Source organism: Streptomyces sp. CB01249 (genome assembly GCF_001905735.1).
Classification (GTDB): Bacteria; Actinomycetota; Actinomycetes; order Streptomycetales; family Streptomycetaceae; genus Streptomyces.
Genome location: NZ_LISW01000003.1, coordinates 756,357 through 773,680 on the forward strand (window position 1 = coordinate 756,357; position 17,324 = coordinate 773,680).

Sequence of the window (17,324 nt, forward strand, 5' to 3'; positions counted from 1 at the left end):
GGATGCGCCGCAGGCCCCGTCCGGGTGGGCGGGGCCTGCGGGCGCGGGTTCAGGCGGTGGTCACATCATGTCTTCGATGTCGGCCGCGATCGGGTCCGCGTCGGTGCCGATGACGACCTGGATCGCGGTGCCCATCTTGACGACGCCGTGCGCGCCGGCCGCCTTGAGCGCGGCTTCGTCCACCTTGCTCGGGTCGACGACCTCGGTGCGCAGGCGCGTGATGCAGCCCTCGACCTCTTCGATGTTCTCGATTCCGCCGAGCCCGGCGACGATCTTCTCAGCCTTGCTGGCCATGGCCTTCTCCCTGGTTCCTCATGTGCGTGCGACGGCCCACCCTGGGTCCGTTTCGTCACGGTAACGCACGGTTGGCCCAACTTCTCGGGCGGGCAACCGCACGGTCCCCAATGATGACGATCACCGGCGCCCCGCCTTCCGGCCGGGCTCCGCACCGTATCGCGACTGGTCTACACCAGTATGCGACGACCGCCAAACCAGGCGTGTTCCGGGAGGATGCCGATGAGTTCGAACGCGGCCGCGCTACCGCAGCGGAAGTGGTGGAACGGGCCGGTCCAGGGCCTGCAGAAGGTCGGCCGCAGCCTGCAGCTGCCGGTGGCCGTCCTGCCCGCGGCGGGCCTGCTGGTCAGCCTCGGCAATCTCTTCGACTCCTCCCTGCACGGACGCTTCTGGGACAAGTTCGCGAAGGTCCTGCTCAACGGCGGAACCGCGATCCTCGACGGCGAACTGGGCCTGCCGCTGCTGTTCTGCATCGGCGTCGCGATCGGCTTCGCGAAGAAGGCGGACGGCTCGACCGCACTCGCGGCCGTGGTCGGCTTCCTGGTCTACCGGGGGGTGCTGACGGCGTTCCCGGTGGACGGTTCGGTGACCAAGGACGTCCCGGACGGGGTGCCGCAGAACCCGGGGGTGCTGGGCGGCATCATCATCGGGCTGCTGACGGCCGTGGTCTGGCAGCGCTACCACCGGACGAAGCTGGTCGACTGGCTCGGCTTCTTCAACGGCCGCCGGCTCGTCCCGATCCTGATGGCGTTCCTCTGCGTGATCCTGGGCGTGCTGTTCGGCCTGCTGTGGCAGCCGGTGGGCGACGCGCTGACCTGGTTCGCCAAGCAGCTGATCAATCTCGGCGCCTGGGGCGCGGCCATCTTCGGTTTCGCCAACCGGCTGCTGATCCCGATCGGCATGCACCAGTTCCTGAACACGTTCTTCTGGTTCCAGGCGGGTGAGTACACCGGCAGCGACGGCGGCACGGTCCAGGGCGACATCTCCCGGTTCTTCGCCGGGGACCCGTCGGCCGGCCAGTTCACCTCGGGCTTCTTCCCGATCATGATGTTCGGGCTGCCGGCAGCCGCGCTGGCCATCGCGCACACCGCACGGCCGGAGCGGCGCAAGGAGGTGGCCGGCCTGATGCTGTCGGTCGCGCTGACGTCGTTCGTCACGGGCGTGACGGAGCCGCTGGAGTTCTCGTTCCTCTTCGTCGCACCGCTGCTGTACGGGGTGCACGCGCTGCTGACCGGTGCGTCGATGGGCATCACCTGGGCGCTGGGCGTGCACGCGGGGTTCAGCTTCTCGGCGGGGCTGATCGACTACGTCGTCAACTGGCACCTGGATACGAAGCCATGGCTGATCCTGCCCATCGGCGCCTGCTTCGCGGTCGTCTACTACGTGATCTTCCGGTTCGCGATCACGAAGTTCAACCTTCCGACACCCGGGCGGGAGCCCGAGGAGGTGGAGGAGGACATCGAGAGGAACCTCACGAAGTAGGCTTTATGCAAGGTCACTGACCTTGTGAGCGCGGCCCCCGGACCATGCGGTCCGGGGGCTTTTCGCATGTCACGGTGCGTATGCGAGAGCTGCTGCGAAGTAGTCGCAAATTGCAGGTTCCTTATCTATCCCTCACCGTGCTACAACTGGTCTACACCACTCAGTGGTCCAGACCACGTGAAGCCGCGCGCCTCACGTTTCTCGAGTCGTCGCCCACCCAAAACCCCCTGTCCCCGGCGGCGCCTTGCTTACTGGAGGAAGTTGATGAGTACGGCCACCGCTACGGCGGCCCCCGCGAAGAAGCGGGGCTCCGGCCTGTTCCAGGGCCTGCAGAAGGTGGGTCGCAGCCTGCAGCTGCCGATCGCGGTGCTGCCGGCCGCCGGCATCCTGCTCCGCCTCGGCCAGCCGGACGTCTTCGGTGACGACGGGCTGGGCTGGCACAAGGTCGCGTCCGTGTTCGCCACGGCCGGCGGCGCGGTCTTCGACAACCTTCCGATGCTCTTCTGCATCGGTGTCGCCATCGGCTTCGCCAAGAAGTCGGACGGCTCGACCGCCCTCGCGGCGCTGGTCGGCTTCCTGGTGTACAGCAACGTGCTCAAGGCCTTCCCGGTCACCGAAGCGGTGATCCAGAAGGGCGCGGACACGGCAGCCACGTACAACAACCCGGGTGTCCTCGGCGGCATCCTGATGGGTCTCGTCTCCGCGATCCTGTGGCAGAAGTTCCACCGCACCAAGCTGGTGGACTGGCTCGGCTTCTTCAACGGCCGCCGTCTCGTCCCGATCATCATGGCCTTCGTCGGCGTGGTCTTCGGTGTCTTCTTCGGCCTGGTCTGGGAGCCGATCGGTGACGGCATATCCAACTTCGGCGAGTGGATGACCGGTCTCGGCTCCGTCGGTGCCGGCCTCTTCGGTCTGATCAACCGCGCGCTGATCCCCGTCGGCATGCACCAGTTCGTCAACACGGTCTCGTGGTTCCAGATCGGTGACTTCACGGACGCCACCGGTGCGGTCGTGCACGGCGACCTGAACCGCTTCTTCGCCCACGACCCGACCGCCGGTCAGTTCATGTCGGGCTTCTTCCCGATCATGATGTTCGGTCTCCCGGCCGCCGCCATCGCCATCGCGCACTCCGCCCGCCCCGAGCGCCGCAAGGCCGTCATGGGCATGATGGTCTCCCTGGCCCTGACCTCGTTCGTCACCGGTGTGACCGAGCCGATCGAGTTCTCGTTCATGTTCATCGCGCCGCTGCTGTACGCGATCCACGCGGTCCTCACCGCGATCTCGATGGCCGTCACCTGGGCGCTGGGCGTCCACGCCGGGTTCACCTTCTCGGCCGGCTTCATCGACTACGCGCTGAACTGGAACCTGGCGACCAAGCCGTGGCTGATCATCCCGATCGGTCTGGTCTTCGCGGTGATCTACTACGTGGTCTTCCGCTTCGCGATCGTCAAGTTCAACCTCACCACCCCGGGCCGCGAGCCCGAGGAAGAGGTCGAGGACCTGACCAAGTAGGTCCGGCCCGACAGCTCGAAGCCCTCACCTTCCCGGCGGAAGGTGAGGGCTTCGTCGTACGCGTACGGGCGCACCGCTCAGAGCGCGTACACCGCGCCCGGCGCCGCGAGCTCCGTCGGGCCGGTGAAGACCTCGCGGGCGTCGGTGAGGTTCTGCTCGGCGTCGGTCCACGGCGGGATGTGCGTGAGCACCAGGCGGCCGACGCCCGCCCGGGCGGCCAGCTCGCCGGCCTCGCGGCCGTTGAGGTGGAGGTCCGGGATGTCCTCCTTGCCGTGCACGAAGGACGCCTCGCAGAGGAAGAGGTCCGTGCCCTCGGCCAGCTCGTCCAGGGCCTCGCAGGTGCCGGTGTCGCCGGAGTACGTGAGCGAGGAGCCGCCGTGCTCGATGCGGATGCCGTACGTGTCCACGGGGTGCCGGAGCTTCTCCGTACGCACCGAGAAGGGGCCGATCTCGAACCAGCCCGGCTTCAGCGTGTGGAAGTCGAAGACCTCGCTCATCGCGTGGTCGGACGGGGTGTCCGCGTGCGCGGTGGTGAGCCGCTGCTCGGTGCCCTCGGGTCCGTAGACCGGGATGCGGGCGGGACGCTCGCCGCCGTGCGGGTAGTACCGGACGACGAAGTACGCGCACATGTCGATGCAGTGGTCCGCGTGCAGATGGCTGAGGAAGATGGCGTCGAGGTCGTAGAGACCGACGTGGCGCTGCAGCTCGCCGAGGGCGCCGTTGCCCATGTCGAGGAGCAGCCTGAAGCCGTCGGCCTCTACGAGGTAGCTCGAGCATGCCGATCCCGCGGAGGGGAACGAGCCGGAGCAGCCGACGACGGTGAGCTTCATGGAGCGTGAACCTCCGAGACGTGGGAACGGGGAGGGTTCGTGCGGTTCTCGCGGTGCGGTTTGTTGAGCGTAAGGCGCGAAAGAGCGGGTCGCTCCTTCGGGGTGGCTCGTTGTGGGGGAACTCACCTGCGCTGTCACCGGTTCGGGTGGCGTTGCCCTCCCCGCCCCTTCCCGAAACCGGGGCCCGCCCCGGACCCCGCTCCTCAAACGCCGGAGGGGCTGGAAATGGCCGCAGCCACATCCAGCCCCTCCGGGGGACACGCGGTTACGCCCAGAGCTGGCCCTGGAGCGTGGCGATCGCCGCCTCCGTGGTCGGTGCGGTGTACACGCCCGTGGACAGGTACTTCCAGCCCCCGTCGGCCACGACGAACACGATGTCCGCGGTCTCCCCGGCCTTCACCGCCTTATTGCCCACCCCGATCGCGGCGTGCAACGCCGCCCCCGTGGAGACGCCCGCGAAGATCCCCTCCTGCTGGAGGAGTTCGCGGGTGCGCGTCACCGCGTCGGCGGAGCCGACCGAGAAGCGCGTGGTCAGGACCGACGCGTCGTACAGCTCGGGGACGAAGCCCTCGTCCAGGTTGCGCAGCCCGTAGACGAGGTCGTCGTAGCGCGGCTCGGCGGCGACGATCTTGACGCCCTCGACGTGCTCCCGCAGGTAGCGGCCGACGCCCATCAGGGTCCCCGTCGTGCCGAGCCCCGCCACGAAGTGGGTGACCGACGGGAGGTCGGCGAGGATCTCCGGACCGGTCGTCGCGTAGTGCGCGCCCGCGTTGTCCGGGTTGCCGTACTGGTAGAGCATGACCCAGTCCGGGTGCTCGGCCGAGAGCTCCTTGGCGACGCGGACCGCGGTGTTGGAGCCGCCCGCCGCCGGGGAGGAGATGATCTCGGCGCCCCACATGGCGAGCAGGTCGCGCCGCTCCTGGGAGGTGTTCTCCGGCATCACGCACACGATGCGGTAGCCCTTGAGCTTGGCCGCCATCGCGAGCGAGATGCCGGTGTTGCCGCTGGTGGGCTCCAGGATCGTGCAGCCGGGGGTGAGCCGGCCGTCCTTCTCTGCCTGCTCGACCATGTGGAGCGCGGGGCGGTCCTTGATCGAGCCGGTGGGGTTGCGGTCCTCCAGCTTGGCCCAGATGCGGACGTCGTCCGAGGGTGACAGCCGCGGCAGGCGGACGAGCGGGGTGTTGCCCACCGCGGCGAGCGGGCTGTCGAAGCGCATCAGTTCATGCCGCCGGCGACGGCCGGGAGGATGGTGATGCTGTCGCCGTCGCTGAGCTTGGTGGAGATGCCGTCCAGGAAGCGGACGTCCTCGTCGTTCAGGTAGACGTTGACGAAGCGGCGCAGCTGGTCGCCGTCCACGATCCGCTCCCGGATGCCGGTGTGGCGGCTCTCCAGGTCCGTGAAGAGGTCGGCGAGGGTGTCCCCCTGGCCCTCGACGGCCTTGGCGCCGTCGGTGTAGGTGCGGAGGATGGTCGGGATGCGGACCTCGATGGCCATGGCGTGGGCTCCTGTCGAAGCGGAGTGGTGGCGGTGGGCGTGGGGCGTGCGGCTCTGCCCCCGCGCGGGGTCGGTACGTGGTGCGGTGGGCGCCCGGCCGGTCGGCGGCGCCCGGGTCCGGCCCGCTCAGGCCGTGCGGCCGGCGGACCGGTGGTTCGTACAGATCGCGCTGGAGAGGCGGCACAGGTCGACGTGCAGGCGCGCCACGAGCAGCGAGCCCGGCGTCTTGTCACTCACGTCATGGGGAACCATGCGGTCATCGTATCGATTCCCGGTCGGGGATTCGGAGTGTGATCTCACCTGGTGGATGGTCGGCGTTCGAGGGGTGGACAGGGCCGGGGTGCGCGCGGCCCTGTCGCACCGCTGCCGGGGTGGTCAGGCCGCCGGGTACGCCTCCACGACCCGGACCTCCTCCTCGGTGATCTCGCCGTCCACGATCCGGTACGAGCGGAACTGGAAGGGGCCCGCCTCGTCGGTGTCCGCGGTGGAGACCAGCACGTAGTGGGCGCCGGGCTCGTTGGCGTACGTGACGTCGGTGCGCGAGGGGTACGCCTCGGTCGCCGTGTGCGAGTGGTAGACGATCACCGGCTCCTCGTCGCGGTCGTCCATCTCGCGGTACAGCTTGAGCAGGTCGGCCGAGTCGAACTCGTAGAACGTGGGCGAGCGCGCGGCGTTGAGCATGGGGATGTAGCGCTCGGGGCGGCCGCTGCCGGCGGGTCCGGCGACGACGCCGCACGCCTCGTCGGGGTGGTCGGCGCGGGCGTGCGCGACGATCTGGTCGTACAGCGTCTGGGTGATGGTCAGCATGGCGCCCAGGATAGGACGACGGGCCCCCGCGTACCGAGGAGTGGTACGCGGGGGCCCGCATCGTGAAACGCCGCTGGTCGGGGCGTACGCCTCAGCGCTTGACGCGCTCCGCGAAGGCCTTGCCCTCCGGGTTCCTGGACTTCAGGACCAGGTACGAGACGCCGAGGATCAGGGCCCACAGCGGGGCGCAGTAGAGCGAGATCCTGGTGTCCTTGTCGATGCCCATCATGACGATGACCACGGCGATGAACGCGAGCGCGAAGCCGCTGGTGTACGGGGCTCCGGGGGCCCGGAACGAGGACTGCGGGAGCAGTCCGCGGTCCGCGAGGCGGCGGTAGCGGATCTGGCTGATCAGGATCATGATCCAGGCCCACATGCCGGAGATCGTGGCGAAGGAGACGACGTAGGTGAAGGCGTCGCCGGGCCACTGGTAGTTGACCCACACGCCGACGAGCATGAGCGCGGCGGAGAACGTGGTGCCGATGAGCGGGGTGCCGCTGCGGGTCAGCCGGGTGAAGAACTTCGGGCCCTGGCCGTTGAGCGCGAGGTCGCGCAGCATGCGGCCGGTGGAGTACATCCCGGAGTTGCAGGAGGAGAGCGCGGCGGTGAGGACGACGAAGTTGACGATTCCGGCGCCGACGCCGAGGCCCATCTTCTTGAAGGCCTCCACGAACGGGGAGACGCCGGGCGAGAACTCGGTCCAGGGCACCACCGAGAGGATCATGATGAGCGCGCCGACGTAGAAGACGGCGATGCGCCAGGGCACGGTGTTGATGGCCTTGGGCAGGACGGTCTTGGGGTCCTTGGACTCACCCGCGGTGACGCCGACGAGTTCGACGGCGAGGAAGGCGAACATCACGATCTGCAGGGTCATCAGGGTGCCCTTGATGCCGTGCGGGAAGAAGCCGCCGTCGGACCACAGATGGGTGACGCTCGCGGTGTCCCCGGCGTCCGAGAAGCCGAGGGTGAGGATTCCGGCGCAGATGAGGATCATGCCGACGATGGCGGTGACCTTGACCATCGAGAACCAGAACTCCAGCTCTCCGAAGAGTTTTACGGAGATGAGGTTCACGCCGTACAGAATGAACGTGAAGACCAGGGCCGAGACCCATTGCGGAATGTCGAACCAGAACGTCATGTACTGGGCGGCCGCGGTGACTTCGGTGATTCCGGTGACGACCCAGAAGAGCCAGTACGTCCAGCCGGTGACGTAGCCCGCGAAGGGGCCGATGAATTCGCGCGCGTACTCCGAGAACGAGCCCGAGACCGGGCGGTACATGAGGAGTTCGCCGAGTGCGCGCATGATGAAGAAGATGACCAGGCCCGCGATGGCGTAGGCCAGGATGAGGCTGGGTCCGGCCTTGGCGATGGCCTTTCCGGCGCCGAGGAAGAGCCCGGTGCCGATGGCCCCGCCGATCGCGATCATCTGGATCTGGCGGGCGCCGAGTGCTCTCTGGTAGCCCTCGGCGGAAGTGCTGGCATCCGCGGCTGCGGCGTGCGGGCCGTCGGGCCCCTTGTCGTCGATCTGCGCCGATGTCATGTGGTTGCGCCTTTCTCCACGCCGATCCGCGCCTTTCGGCCACGGATCAGGTCCTGATCCCCCCGGATACGGATGGAGTGCCGCCGGTGGTTACCGGCTGATAGCGCCTACCCGGGAACAGGGGTGGCGTTCCCGGGTGGTCGTGAAGATTTATCACGGGCGTGACGGCGATCCGGCGGACGATTTGTGGCGCACACCACAAGTAAAAGCGGACAAGGCGGAACGGGCGCTGCAAAAAAGACCGTTCAGGTGACGCGATCGTTATTCGGATTTGAGTGTCCGTTGAGCGAACACCGTGACCGGGCGGGCACCCGGGGTCACGGCATCAGGGTCTCGACCAGGGTTTCCTGGAGCGCGCCGAGCCAGAGATAGGCCATGACCATGGGCTTTCGGGGGTCGCTGTCCGGGAGCCGGTAGAGCGAGCTGCCCTCGTCCTCTTCCTCCTCGCCGACCTCCAGGCGGGTGCCGATGGTGAGCCGGAGGTCGTTGAGCGAGCCGAGCCAGTTCCGGCACTCGTCAGCGGTGAGGGTGAGCACGGCCGCCCCGTCGCCCGCAGGAGTCAGGGCGTCCAGCGTGCGGACGACGACGAGCGCGTCCTCGCGCTTGCGGGTGCGCAGGTCGTTCTCGGTGAAGCGGCGGAACTCGGCGGACGCGGCGCGCAGTTCGTCGTCCTTGTCGCCGTACGCCTCGGGGAAGAGGCGGGCCAGGGCCGGATCGGTGGGCGGCTCGCTGGGCCCCTCGGCGAAGAGCGCGGCGAGCGGGTCCTCGCCCTCGGCGGGCTCGTCGCCGGGACCGATGAGTTCGAGCAGCTGGACGGCGAGGGAGCGCAGGATCGCGATCTCCACCTCGTCGAGCGCGACGGCCGCGCCGCCGCCGGGAGTGGCCTCGAAGTGGCCGGCCATGGGTTCTCTCCGATGATGGTCGGGCGGTGCGGGGGGCCGTGCGTTTTAGTTGCGGTCCTGGGTGAGCGTGGCCCACAGCCCGTAGCCGTGCATGGCCTGGACGTCGCGTTCCATCTCCTCGCGGCTGCCGCTGGAGACGACGGCGCGGCCCTTCTGGTGGACGTCGAGCATCAGCTTGTGCGCCTTGTCCTTGGAGTAGCCGAAGTACGCCTGGAACACATAGGTCACATAGCTCATGAGGTTGACCGGGTCGTTGTGGACCAGCGTCACCCAGGGGACGTCGGGCTCGGGGACGACGAGCTGGTCCTCGGCCGATTCGGGACGTGTGATCTCTGTAGGGGCGACGCTCACCTGTCCCATGCTGCCACTCGCAGGGGTCCCTCGCACAAACGGCCCCACCCCGGGACCCCCATCTCGTCACTCTGACGAAATAGGGGTAGCATCCCCGGCATGAACTCTGCGGACCTCGGGCGACGGGTCGGCGTGCCGTCGACAGCGCTCTTCACCGACCAGTACGAGCTGACGATGGTGCAGGCCGCGCTGAAGGCCGGGACGGCCGGACGGCGCTCGGTCTTCGAGGCGTTCACGCGCCGGCTGCCGGAGGGGCGGCGCTACGGCGTCGTCGCGGGCACCGGGCGGGTCCTGGACGCGGTGGAGAACTTCCACTTCGACGAGGAGATGCTCGGCTTCCTGCGCGACCAGGCGATCGTGGACGGGCCGACGCTGGACTACCTGGCGGACTACCGGTTCGGCGGCGACATCTGGGGCTACCCGGAGGGCGAGGTGTACTTCCCGGGCTCGCCGGTCCTGCGGGTGGAGGGCTCGTTCGCCGAGTGCGTGCTCCTGGAGACGGTGATCCTCTCGATCCTCAACCACGACTCGGCGATCGCCGCGGCGGCCTCCCGGATGTCGGCGGCGGCGGGCGGGCGGCGGCTCATCGAGATGGGCGCGCGCCGCACGCACGAGCTGTCGGCGGTGGCCTCGGCCCGTGCGGCGTACATCGGCGGCTTCGACACCACATCGGACCTGGCGGCCGGCTTCCGCTACAACATCCCGACGGTCGGCACGAGCGCCCACGCCTTCACCCTGCTGCACGACTCGGAGCGGGACGCGTTCCGGGCGCAGGTGGACTCGCTGGGGCGCGGCACGACGCTGCTGGTGGACACGTACGACGTGGCCGAGGCGGTCCGTACGGCGGTCGAGATCGCCGGTCCGGAGCTGGGTGCGGTACGGATCGACTCGGGCGATCTGCTGCTCGTCGCGCACCGGGTGCGCCAGCAGCTGGACGAGCTGGGCGCCACCGGGACGAAGATCGTGGTGACCTCGGACCTGGACGAGTACGCCATCGCCTCGCTGGCCGCCGCGCCGGTGGACGCGTACGGGGTGGGCACGCAGCTCGTCACGGGCAGCGGGCACCCGACGTGCTCGATGGTCTACAAGCTCGTCGCCCGCGCGGGGTCCGGCGACCCGGCCGACGAGCTGCGACCGGTCGCGAAGAAGTCGATGGGCGCGAAGTCCTCGAAGGGCGGCCGCAAGTGGGCGGCCCGCCGGCTGGACGAGGAGGGCGTGGCCGAGGCCGAGGTGATCGGCACCGGGCCGGTCCCGGCGGAGCTGGCCGACCGGCAGCTGCTGGTGGAGCTGGTCCGGGGCGGCGAGGTGGTCGCGCGGGAGCCGCTGGACGCGGCGCGTGAACGGCATGTCGCGGCGCGGGCGGGGCTGCCGTTGTCGGCGATGCAGTTGTCGCGCGGCGAGGCGGTCATTCCCACCGAGTACGTGTGACGGGGCGCCCGAGGCCCTGCCGGGCTTGATTGCCTCGGAGGAAACTCTAGGCTCGAAGCCATCCCCGTACCGCTCCCCCACTCCCCGAAGGACAGCCACCATGCACCGCGCCTTGATCGTCGTGGACGTTCAGAACGACTTCTGTGAGGGCGGGAGCCTCGCCGTGGCGGGGGGTGCCGATGTCGCCGCCGCCATCACCGACCTGATCGGCGAGAGCCGGCCCGCCTACCGGTACGTGGTGGCCACCCGGGACCACCACATCGATCCCGGGGACCACTTCTCGGCGACCCCCGACTTCGAGCACTCCTGGCCGCCGCACTGCGTGGCCGGGACCGAGGGCGTGGGCTTCCACCCCAATTTCGCCCCCGCGGTCGCCTCCGGGGCCATCGACACGGTGTTCGACAAGGGCGCCCACGCGGCGGCGTACAGCGGCTTCGAGGGGCTGGACGAGAACGGCACCGGGCTCGCCGCGTGGCTGCGCGAGCGGGACGTCCGCGAGGTCGACGTGGTCGGCATCGCGACCGACCACTGCGTACGCGCGACCGCGCTGGACGCCGCCCGCGAGGGCTTCGCCACGCAGGTGCTGCTGGACCTGACCGCGGGCGTCGCCGAGGCGACGACGGAGCGGGCGCTGACCGAGCTGCGCGACGCGGGCGTGACGCTGACCGGCAAGCCGGTCGTCTGAGAGCCCTAACCCCGACCGGCCGGGACCGCCGGTGCCGGGTTCAGCAGGGCGCGGATGGGGTGCCAGAGCTCCTGCGCGCAGCCGGGTCTCGCGCGCCACAGGACGCCGTCAGGGTGGTGCAGGACGGCGGTGATCTCGTCCGGGGTGGGGGGCTCGGCGTTGCCCCTCAGATAGACGGCGCGCAGGCCCAGGTTCCGCAGCCGGGTCAGGGCGCGGGGCCGGTTCGCCGCGTGCACCAGGACCCGGACGGGGGCGCCCGGACCGGGGCCGTCCGCCGGGGCCGGCAGGGTGATCGCGACGACCACACTGCCGTTCGGCAACTTGCTGAATCCTCCGCCTGCCATGCGTACGAGCTCCCCCGTGAGACATCGTGTCAATAAGAAAGTGAACAGAGGCACCTAAACACGATCGGCCGCCGCCCGCTAGAGGGCGACGGCCGATCATGCTTTGACCTGCGGTGATGCTGTTTTACTTCTTCGAGGCACCGACCTGGACGGTCATCGTGTCGCCACTGAGCGGCTCGCTGACGATCGTGATCTTGGTGTTGGTGTCAGGAACCTTGACGCTTCCGGTCGGGTTCTCCTTGTACCAGTAGGTGCCCTTGTGGTCGTCGAAGGCCGGGACGCCGAGCTGCGGCTTGATCTTCACGGCCTGGTCGGCCAGGTGCAGCGTGAAGCCGTCCGTCGGGTACCAGCTGAACGGCGCGTCGAAGGGCTGGATCTTGTTGCGGATGACCGTGCCGTTCGCCCACTTCAGCGGCTTGGCGTGCGCGTCCACCGGCAGGATCAGGCCCTGGCCCGGGTGCTGCGAGACGTTGTTGTCCTTCTGGGAGGTGTCCCACAGCCAGACCAGCAGGCCGTTCTGGTACGGGAAGTGCTCGACCCAGTCCGGACGCGTGGTGGAGAACCCGAAGTTGTACGGGCCCGTCTTCAGCGTCTCGTCGTAGCTGACGTACTGGCGGTTCTCCGCGAGGTAGTACTGCGGGTAGTCCTTCTCGAACGACTTGCCGACCCGCGAGAAGCCCTTGCTGGTCCAGCCGTTGTCGTCGCCCTCGGCGTTGTCCGAGAAGAGCGCGGTGCCGTCGGCGGTCACCGAGATGGTGTCGGCCGCGAAGCCCACGCCGCCCGCGCCGCCGTCGGTGGCGTAACGGAAGCGGATGTCGATCTTCTGGCCCGCGTAGGCGTCCAGCGGGAACGACAGCTTCTGGTACTTGCCGGAGACGTCGGTCAGGGCCGGCTTGTCACTGGCGTCGCGCGGGATCGGCTGACCGTCGGCGGTGCCGTCGATCGCGGTCCAGCTGGTGCCGCCGTTGGTGGACACCTCGGTGTAGAGGTAGTCGTAGTCCTTCTCGATGTCCCACCAGCCCTGGAGGTCCAGGGAGGCCTTGGACTTGCCGGTGAGGTCGACCGGGCGCGACAGCGTGTTGCTGAGGTTGTCGCCCATGTCGCTCCACCACTGCTTGGCGCCCTCGGCGGGCGTCGTGACGGCGGTGGTGACCGGCTTCTTCGGCAGCTCGACGACGAGCGCCTGCTTGTCCTTGGTGTTGTACTCGGACACGCCCAGCTTGTGGGTGGACTTCGTCGCGGCCTTGGCCTCGGCGTAGTTCAGCCAGCCCAGCTGGAGCTTGTCCCAGGCGGTCATGTCACCGGGCATGTCCCCGATGCTGTCCTTGCCGGTGCCGAGCCAGGAGCCCGCCGACATCAGCGACCAGAAACCGACCGAGTTCTCGGCGGTGTTGGTCGTGTCGTAGAGGTCCGGGAGACCGAGGTCGTGGCCGTACTCGTGGGCGAAGACGCCCAGGCCGCCGTTCTCGGGCTGCGCGGTGTAGTCGCCGACCCAGATGCCGGTGTCGCCGATCTCGGTGCCGCCGGCCTTGTTGTCGGCCGGGCCGGTGGCGCCGGCGTTGGTGCCGTACGCGTACCAGCGGTGCGCCCAGATGGCGTTGGTGCCCTCGACGCCGCCGCCGGCCGACTCGTCCTCACCCGCGTGCACGATCTGGAAGTGATCGATGTAGCCGTCGGGCTCGTTGAAGTTGCCGTCGTTGTCGTAGTCGTAGCGGTCCCACTGGTCGTACTGCGCCAGGTCCGTCTTGATCTGCTCCGGCGTACGGCCCTTGGCCTTCTGGTCCGCGGCCCAGGCGTTGACGCCGTCCTTGATCATGTCCCAGGCGTTGGCGCAGTTGGTCGAACCGCAGTAGTTCGAGCCGTAGCGCGCCTCGTTGTAGGGGACCTTGACCCAGTCGGAGACCTCACCGTCGACCGAGTAACGGCCGGACGAGGTCTTCTCGTAGTACGTCTTCAGGGAGTGCTTGCCCGCACCCGTGCCGAAGTACAGCTCCTGGAAGTGGGCCTGGTTGTAGTCGGCCTGCCAGGCGGTGCTGTTGTCCTTCTTCGGGTCCGGCTTGGCTATCTTGTTGTGCAGCGGGCCCGGCGTGCCGCCGTACTTCTTGACGGGGGGCTTGGGGCCCGCGCCGTCCGGGTCGTACATGGTCGTGTCGTCGACCTTGTCGCCGAACTCCACCAGCACGGTGAAGATCTTGTCGGTCTTCTCACGGCCGAGCTCGACGTACTTGTTGCTGTCGAGCTTGACGACCTTGGAACCTCCGCGCGACGAAACCTTCTTGTCGCCGGATATGACCTGCTCCAGGGCAGCCTGGCGCTGTTCGGCCTGCTGCTTGCTGTACGGGCCTTCCAGGTCGTGCTCGTTGCCCTTGGCCGACCCCGGGTCCCGGCGGTCGATCGAGGCAGCGGTGCTTGACGCCTGGTCATCTGCCTGAGCGGTGGCGAAGGCGGATGCGGTCGCGGCGGTCGCGGCCATGGCCACGACAACCGCTCCGGTCCGAAGCGCCCGTCTCTTAATGATCACGTGATGCAGTCCTCCCCGGCGCCCGCGGCGACGGCCCGGGAGTGTGGAGAGGCCGCGCGCGGAAACGCGTCACAAGTGACGACATTCGACCGGAGTTACGGAAGAAAAGACAGACCTTGACTTGAACGGAGCAAGTGCACTATGCAGGAGCACCGTTCCGCTATGCGGACGTGACGTTCGCGACCCACCGGCGCGTCAACCCGCCGCGAGGGCGCGGGGGATGACTCCGTGCGCCCCCCATGCACCGGTACTGTGGGTTAGGTTACGCTTACCACCCGTTCCTCCAGGGCATCCACCGTCATAGAGTCGCTTGACAGCGCGACCGTGTTGAGAGACCGCCCATCCGACGTCCCGAGGACGGAAAACGCCATGCCGCGTCCTACTGCCGCACAGCTCTCCTACGGTTCGGTCACCGTCGTCTTCTCGACCCTGGCCATGTTGCTGCTGTTCCGCACCAGTTCGGGCATCGGAATCGCAGTCGTCGGGACGGTCGCGCTCGCTCTCGGACTCGCGGTGTCCGTCACCGTACCCGCGACGTCCCGCCGGTACACGGCGAAGACGGCGGGGACGCGTGCCCCGGTGTCCGCACACCGTGGCACCGCACCCGCCGCCCGCGACGAGGACCGTTCGCGCGTTTCCGCCTCGAACCTCAGTTGACGGTGACCACCACCGTCTTGGCCGCCTTGTCCTGGAGCCCCTGCCGGTAGGGCTTGTCCGTGAACATCAGCACGATGTTGATCAGCCACCACAGGCACGGGCAGCACAGCAGCGCCGGCAGCCACAGCACCACGGCCCGCAGGAACGCCGCGCCGGTGTCCGGCACCCTGCCGTCGTTGAGCATCGCGACCCGCAGCTTCAGCAGCCGCTTGCCGAGCGTGCGGCCGTCCTTGTGCGTGAAGTACGTGTCGTACGCGACGTAGCAGACGAGCCCGATCAGCGACCAGAGCAGCTGATGCCCGCTGTAGGTCTGGGCGAAGACGTCGCTGACGTCGTCGTTGCCGTTGCTGTCCGACACCTCGACCGCGCCGCCCCACGGCAGCGAGATCAGATACAGCGGGATCGAGATGATCAGGAAGTCGATCAGCCGGGCCAGGATGCGCTTGCCGGGCTCGGCGAGCGGCGGCATCCCCGCCAGCGGGTCCGCACCGCCGTACGGACCGCCTCCCCCGTAGGGTCCCGGGTCGTACGGCGGTGGCGGCGGCGGTGCGCTGCCGTAGGGCGAGCCGGACGACGGCGGCGGCTGGTCCCCGGGCGGCTGCTTCCTGAACGGGTCGTCCTCGGGCGGCTGACCGGGCGGCGGCTGATCGTTGCTCATGGGGGCAGTGCATCGCGGGGCCCGGGCCCCCGCAACGGCTCAGGTGCGTTCGGGGGACGCCGTTCGGCGGATGGTGTCAGCCCGCGACGAAGGTCCGGGCCGCCTTGTCGTGCCAGCACTGGCGCCACGGCCGGTCCACCAGGCACCACAGCACGTCGGCGATCCCGACGACCAGGATGCCCAGCACCCCGTACACCAGCCACCGGCGCAGCGCGGCACCGAAGCCGGGGGTCTCGTGGGACTCGATGTCCCGTACGTCGATGCCGCACAGCTTCTTGCCGAGCGTACGGCCCCACTTGGCGGTCGGCAGCGCGTCGAGGAGGACGCCCAGCACGAGGAACACGCCGAGCAGCGCGCCGCCCAGCGCGGCCGTGGTGGAGTCCAACAGCCAGACGGTGACCGTCTCTCCGGTCTGCCGGGCCGCGTCGATCTTCCCGTCGATGTGGTCCACGGCGCGGCCGGTGAGCGGCACGGCGGCCGCGGTGGTGAGCGCGCCCAGCACGACGGTGTCGATGAGCCGCGCGACGAACCGCTTGCCCAGCGGGGCGGGGCGGCCCTCGGTCCGCGCGGCGAGATCCCCGAAGGGGTCGTTGGCGGGGGGCCTCCACGGGATTTCCGGTGCGGGGCGCGTGCGGAGGGTCAACGTGCCTTCAGCCGGGTCCGGCTCACCGATTCCGTCCTCAATCGCCGGACGGGCTTGATTCGGCTGAACGAGCTCGGAAAGTCCGGCTCGTTGAACCTCAGCCTGTGGCAACCCAGCCCGTCCGGCGCTTGAGGACGGAACCCTCTGCGCGGGGGGCGTCGCGGCTTCGGGTGCCGGGGGCTCTGGGGCCTCCGGGCCGCCCCAGGAGACGCGGTCCCCGGCGAAGCCGGACTGGTGGGAGGCGTCGGCCTGCCAGGCGGTGGCGGGTTCGGGGCGGCCGTCCTCGGGGCCCTCCTCGTCCAGGAACACCGGCCCGGTCTCCTCGACCACCGCCGGCTCCTCCTGCTTCGGGGCGGGGCGGCTGGTGCCGGGCACCCAGGCGCCGCCGTTCCAGTAGCGGACGTAACCGGGGATGGACGGGTCGGGGTAGTACCCCTCGCGGGGGCTCTCGTCACCGGGTGCCGGGGTTGGGGCGCTCATCACCGTGGTCCCGTATCTCTTCGCGGCCTCAATACAGGGGTCCACATCTACCAGACGGGCACGTACTCCCGGGCCGGTCCGGATGTTTGGCCCACTTTCCGGTCACGAGAACTTTTTTCTCGAAGTCGCGTAATGGATGGCGTGGAGGGCGCTCTCACCTGTGCGGGCCGGTCGTGGGACCGGCCCCGGACAACGGAAGGACGCCGTCATGCACACCATCGTGGAGCGCGAGCTGGAGCTCAAGCTGGTCCTGTCGCCCGAGCGGAGCATCCCCGTACCCGCCAGGCTGACGTACCGCACGGAGGACCCGTACGCGGTGCACATCACCTTCCACATCACCTCGGACGCGCCGGTGTACTGGACGTTCGCCCGGGATCTGCTGGTGGAGGGGGTGTTCCGGCCGTGCGGGCAGGGGGACGTGCGGATCTGGCCCACCAAGGTGGACGGGAACCACGTCATCTGCGTGGCGCTGACGTCCCCGGACGGCAACGCGCTCCTCGAAGTGCCGTCCGCGGCCGTCGCGGTCTGGGTGGAGCGGACGCTGCGCGTGGTGCCGCCGGGTACGGAGACCGCACGGCTCGGCATCGACGAGGGGCTGGCCGAACTCCTCGCGCCGCTGCCGGCCGACGATCTGTGGATGAGCGACCCGTGGCCGTCGGACGAGTCGCAGGACGGGGAGAATTGAGGAGCGCGGGC

At 69.1% G+C, this 17,324-nt stretch carries 19 protein-coding genes; 6 read left to right on the forward strand and 13 right to left on the reverse strand.

Annotation, left to right across the window (positions count from 1 at the left end; all coding sequences use genetic code 11):
- Positions 1 to 60: 60 nt before the first annotated feature.
- Entirely contained in the window at positions 61 to 294 is a 234-nt protein-coding gene (locus AMK18_RS19090) for a glucose PTS transporter subunit EIIB (RefSeq protein WP_018105617.1), read from the reverse strand.
- Positions 295 to 516: 222 nt separating this feature from the next.
- Here AMK18_RS19090 and AMK18_RS19095 point away from each other — a divergent pair, with 222 nt between their 5' ends.
- Both AMK18_RS19095 and AMK18_RS19100 read left to right on the forward strand, forming a co-directional pair.
- Positions 517 to 1,776, forward strand: a complete 1,260-nt coding sequence (locus AMK18_RS19095; RefSeq protein ID WP_018105616.1) for a PTS transporter subunit EIIC — start codon at positions 517 to 519, stop codon at positions 1,774 to 1,776.
- A 264-nt stretch (positions 1,777 to 2,040) separates the two neighbouring features.
- Complete coding sequence (locus AMK18_RS19100) at positions 2,041 to 3,288, forward strand: PTS transporter subunit EIIC (protein ID WP_018105615.1); 1,248 nt, start codon at positions 2,041 to 2,043, stop codon at positions 3,286 to 3,288.
- A 77-nt stretch (positions 3,289 to 3,365) separates the two neighbouring features.
- On the opposite strand, the gene AMK18_RS19105 is transcribed toward AMK18_RS19100, so the two are convergent.
- The 8 genes from AMK18_RS19105 to clpS all read right to left on the reverse strand — a co-directional run bounded on the left by AMK18_RS19105 (position 3,366) and on the right by clpS (position 9,221).
- Positions 3,366 to 4,118, reverse strand: coding sequence for an MBL fold metallo-hydrolase (locus AMK18_RS19105; RefSeq protein ID WP_073863680.1), 753 nt, complete (start codon positions 4,116 to 4,118; stop codon positions 3,366 to 3,368).
- A gap of 265 nt (positions 4,119 to 4,383) precedes the next feature.
- Positions 4,384 to 5,334 (reverse strand): PLP-dependent cysteine synthase family protein, encoded by a 951-nt coding sequence (locus AMK18_RS19110; RefSeq protein WP_073863681.1) that lies wholly within the window; start codon positions 5,332 to 5,334, stop codon positions 4,384 to 4,386.
- On the reverse strand, positions 5,334 to 5,612 hold the full coding sequence (locus tag AMK18_RS19115) for a MoaD/ThiS family protein (RefSeq protein ID WP_018105612.1): 279 nt from the start codon (positions 5,610 to 5,612) through the stop codon (positions 5,334 to 5,336). The genes AMK18_RS19110 and AMK18_RS19115 overlap by 1 nt, the downstream gene beginning before the upstream one ends.
- Before the next feature lie 126 nt (positions 5,613 to 5,738).
- On the reverse strand, positions 5,739 to 5,864 hold the full coding sequence (locus AMK18_RS35515) for a putative leader peptide (protein WP_020207342.1): 126 nt from the start codon (positions 5,862 to 5,864) through the stop codon (positions 5,739 to 5,741).
- 123 nt (positions 5,865 to 5,987) lie between these two features.
- The gene (locus AMK18_RS19120) at positions 5,988 to 6,419 is read right to left on the reverse strand and encodes a Mov34/MPN/PAD-1 family protein (protein WP_018105610.1); all 432 of its coding nucleotides are present in this window, start codon (positions 6,417 to 6,419) and stop codon (positions 5,988 to 5,990) included.
- A 91-nt stretch (positions 6,420 to 6,510) separates the two neighbouring features.
- Complete coding sequence (locus tag AMK18_RS19125; RefSeq protein ID WP_018105609.1) at positions 6,511 to 7,959, reverse strand: amino acid permease; 1,449 nt, start codon at positions 7,957 to 7,959, stop codon at positions 6,511 to 6,513.
- Between the two features lie 317 nt (positions 7,960 to 8,276).
- Positions 8,277 to 8,861 (reverse strand): DUF2017 domain-containing protein, encoded by a 585-nt coding sequence (locus AMK18_RS19130; protein ID WP_018105608.1) that lies wholly within the window; start codon positions 8,859 to 8,861, stop codon positions 8,277 to 8,279.
- 45 nt (positions 8,862 to 8,906) lie between these two features.
- On the reverse strand, positions 8,907 to 9,221 hold the full coding sequence (gene clpS / locus AMK18_RS19135; protein WP_018105607.1) for an ATP-dependent Clp protease adapter ClpS: 315 nt from the start codon (positions 9,219 to 9,221) through the stop codon (positions 8,907 to 8,909).
- A gap of 90 nt (positions 9,222 to 9,311) precedes the next feature.
- On the opposite strand from clpS, the gene AMK18_RS19140 reads away from it, so the two are divergent.
- Entirely contained in the window at positions 9,312 to 10,640 is a 1,329-nt protein-coding gene (locus AMK18_RS19140; protein ID WP_020207343.1) for a nicotinate phosphoribosyltransferase, read from the forward strand.
- Between the two features lie 100 nt (positions 10,641 to 10,740).
- Entirely contained in the window at positions 10,741 to 11,325 is a 585-nt protein-coding gene (locus AMK18_RS19145) for an isochorismatase family protein (protein ID WP_073863682.1), read from the forward strand.
- 5 nt (positions 11,326 to 11,330) lie between these two features.
- Here the strand turns inward: AMK18_RS19145 and AMK18_RS19150 are convergent, their stop codons facing one another.
- Complete coding sequence (locus AMK18_RS19150; RefSeq protein WP_198957031.1) at positions 11,331 to 11,669, reverse strand: hypothetical protein; 339 nt, start codon at positions 11,667 to 11,669, stop codon at positions 11,331 to 11,333.
- A gap of 124 nt (positions 11,670 to 11,793) precedes the next feature.
- On the reverse strand, positions 11,794 to 14,190 hold the full coding sequence (locus AMK18_RS19155; RefSeq protein WP_198957032.1) for an immune inhibitor A domain-containing protein: 2,397 nt from the start codon (positions 14,188 to 14,190) through the stop codon (positions 11,794 to 11,796).
- Positions 14,191 to 14,559: 369 nt separating this feature from the next.
- Here AMK18_RS19155 and AMK18_RS19160 point away from each other — a divergent pair, with 369 nt between their 5' ends.
- Entirely contained in the window at positions 14,560 to 14,847 is a 288-nt protein-coding gene (locus AMK18_RS19160; RefSeq protein ID WP_073863684.1) for a hypothetical protein, read from the forward strand.
- On the opposite strand, the gene AMK18_RS19165 is transcribed toward AMK18_RS19160, so the two are convergent.
- Both AMK18_RS19165 and AMK18_RS19170 read right to left on the reverse strand, forming a co-directional pair.
- Complete coding sequence (locus AMK18_RS19165) at positions 14,840 to 15,505, reverse strand: RDD family protein (RefSeq protein WP_018100759.1); 666 nt, start codon at positions 15,503 to 15,505, stop codon at positions 14,840 to 14,842. The genes AMK18_RS19160 and AMK18_RS19165 overlap by 8 nt on opposite strands.
- A 76-nt stretch (positions 15,506 to 15,581) precedes the next feature.
- On the reverse strand, positions 15,582 to 16,628 hold the full coding sequence (locus tag AMK18_RS19170; RefSeq protein ID WP_073863685.1) for an RDD family protein: 1,047 nt from the start codon (positions 16,626 to 16,628) through the stop codon (positions 15,582 to 15,584).
- 208 nt (positions 16,629 to 16,836) lie between these two features.
- On the opposite strand from AMK18_RS19170, the gene AMK18_RS19175 reads away from it, so the two are divergent.
- Positions 16,837 to 17,313: an SsgA family sporulation/cell division regulator gene (locus AMK18_RS19175; RefSeq protein WP_018100761.1), complete on the forward strand. Its 477-nt coding sequence runs from the start codon at positions 16,837 to 16,839 to the stop codon at positions 17,311 to 17,313.
- The last annotated feature ends 11 nt before the right edge of the window (positions 17,314 to 17,324 follow it).